This is a genomic window from Leisingera sp. F5, from assembly GCF_001593695.1.
In genome coordinates, this window is record NZ_LUKH01000967.1 from 1 (window position 1) to 1,404 (window position 1,404).

Annotated in this window: 1 protein-coding gene and 2 pseudogenes; 2 read left to right on the forward strand and 1 reads right to left on the reverse strand. The window is 64.0% G+C overall.

What is annotated here, in order from left to right; genetic code table 11:
• Positions 1–282: pseudogene (locus A2I95_RS37935) on the forward strand (LysE family translocator); the annotation flags it as partial.
• A gap of 2 nt (positions 283–284) precedes the next feature.
• Here A2I95_RS37935 and A2I95_RS37940 read toward each other — a convergent pair.
• The gene (locus tag A2I95_RS37940) at positions 285–1,118 is read right to left on the reverse strand and encodes a GyrI-like domain-containing protein (RefSeq protein WP_291737584.1); all 834 of its coding nucleotides are present in this window, start codon (positions 1,116–1,118) and stop codon (positions 285–287) included.
• A 125-nt stretch (positions 1,119–1,243) separates the two neighbouring features.
• On the opposite strand from A2I95_RS37940, the pseudogene A2I95_RS37945 reads away from it, so the two are divergent.
• Positions 1,244–1,404 (forward strand): annotated as a pseudogene (locus A2I95_RS37945) (acetyl-CoA carboxylase carboxyl transferase subunit alpha); the annotation flags it as partial.

Consider the following 1,404-nt stretch of genomic DNA (forward strand, 5'->3'; position numbering starts at 1 on the left):
TTGAGCTTTGTGCAGGCCTGCGCCTTTCAATGGGTCAATCCCAAGGCCTGGGCGATGGCGCTGGGGGCAATCACGCTTTATGCGGCCAGCCGCGACCTGAGTGCCATTCTGTGGGTCTCCGGAACCTACCTGCTGATCGGCTGTTTTTCGGCCTCGACTTGGACAATGCTGGGCCAGCAGCTGCGGCGGCTGCTGACCCGGCCCGCGCAGCTGCGGGCGTTCAACTGGACCATGGCCGCGCTGCTGCTGGCGTCTCTGGCGGCAATCCTGCTGCAGGCGTAGGGCTACTTCAGCGGCAGGCAGATTTCGGTCAGCAGATCCTCGGGCGCGGTGTCGCGCGGATTGTTGAGGTAGATCTCATAGCAGGGCTGATCGGCCGGCTCTTCACCCGATTGCGGCAGCCAATTGCCGAACAGGCTGTGATAGGCGGCATGCAGGCCCGAGTACGGCCCCTTGTAGGTCAGCACCGCGGTTTTGCCGCCGGGGAGGCTGACTTCCTCCATCCCTTCGGGCAGTGCTCCGCCGGTAAGCTCCGCCCCGGCAAAGCTGCGCAGATCTGCTTCGGGCACCGCGTCCGGGCTGTCGAAATAGACCCCGGTGACGGCGCCCAGCTGCGGCCAAAGCCCGCGGCTTTCGCAGATCGCACCGAAAGCCTCAAAGCTTTTGCCGATTTCCATATAGTCGCCCTTGTGCGGCAAGCCGGCCAGGCGGCGGGCAGGGTCGGTGCGGGTGATCACGTCATACATCGGGTAACTTCCTGTTCTGAGAGTTGGGTTCGGCAGCCGGAATTGACCCGCCCGGCGGAAGGCCGCCGGGCTGTTGCCGTAGGAATCAGAGAACGCGCGGGAGAAGCTGTTTTGATTGAGGTAGCCGGCGCGGACCGCAACCTGCGCGATGGGCATGTCCCCCTGCACCAGCCAGCCCGCGGCGCGGTGCAGCCGGATGCGGCGCACCGCATGGGCGCAGGTTTCGCCCGTCAGGGCGCGGAACACGCGATGCCAGTGAAACCGCGACATCGCCGCCACATCGGCCAGCCTGTCCAGCGACAGATCGCCATCGGTGTTGCCGTGGATATAGGCCAGAACCCGCAGGATCCGGTCTTCGTAACTGGCGGCCATAAGCGGTGCCTCCCTTGCGCTCTCTGCTCTTCCCTCATGCCATGGCAGCAGATCACAAATCTTGCTGAGTTGCATCTTGGCGCTGCTAAGGCCATATAACGGCAAACCCGCTGAGCAGAGGCGACATGACCCAGTATCTGGAATTCGAAAAACCGCTGGCCGAAATCGAAGGCAAGGCGGAGGAGCTGCGGGCGCTGGCGCGCGCGAATGAGGAAATGGACGTGGCGGATGAGGCCAAGGCGCTGGACGCCAAGGCGGCTCAGCTGCTGAAAGACCTCTACAAGGA

Coding starts and splice junctions, on each gene's coding strand:
- A2I95_RS37940 (WP_291737584.1), bottom strand. CDS start 1,118: ATGGCCGCCAGTTACGAAGACCGGATCCTGCGGGTTCTGGCCTATATC.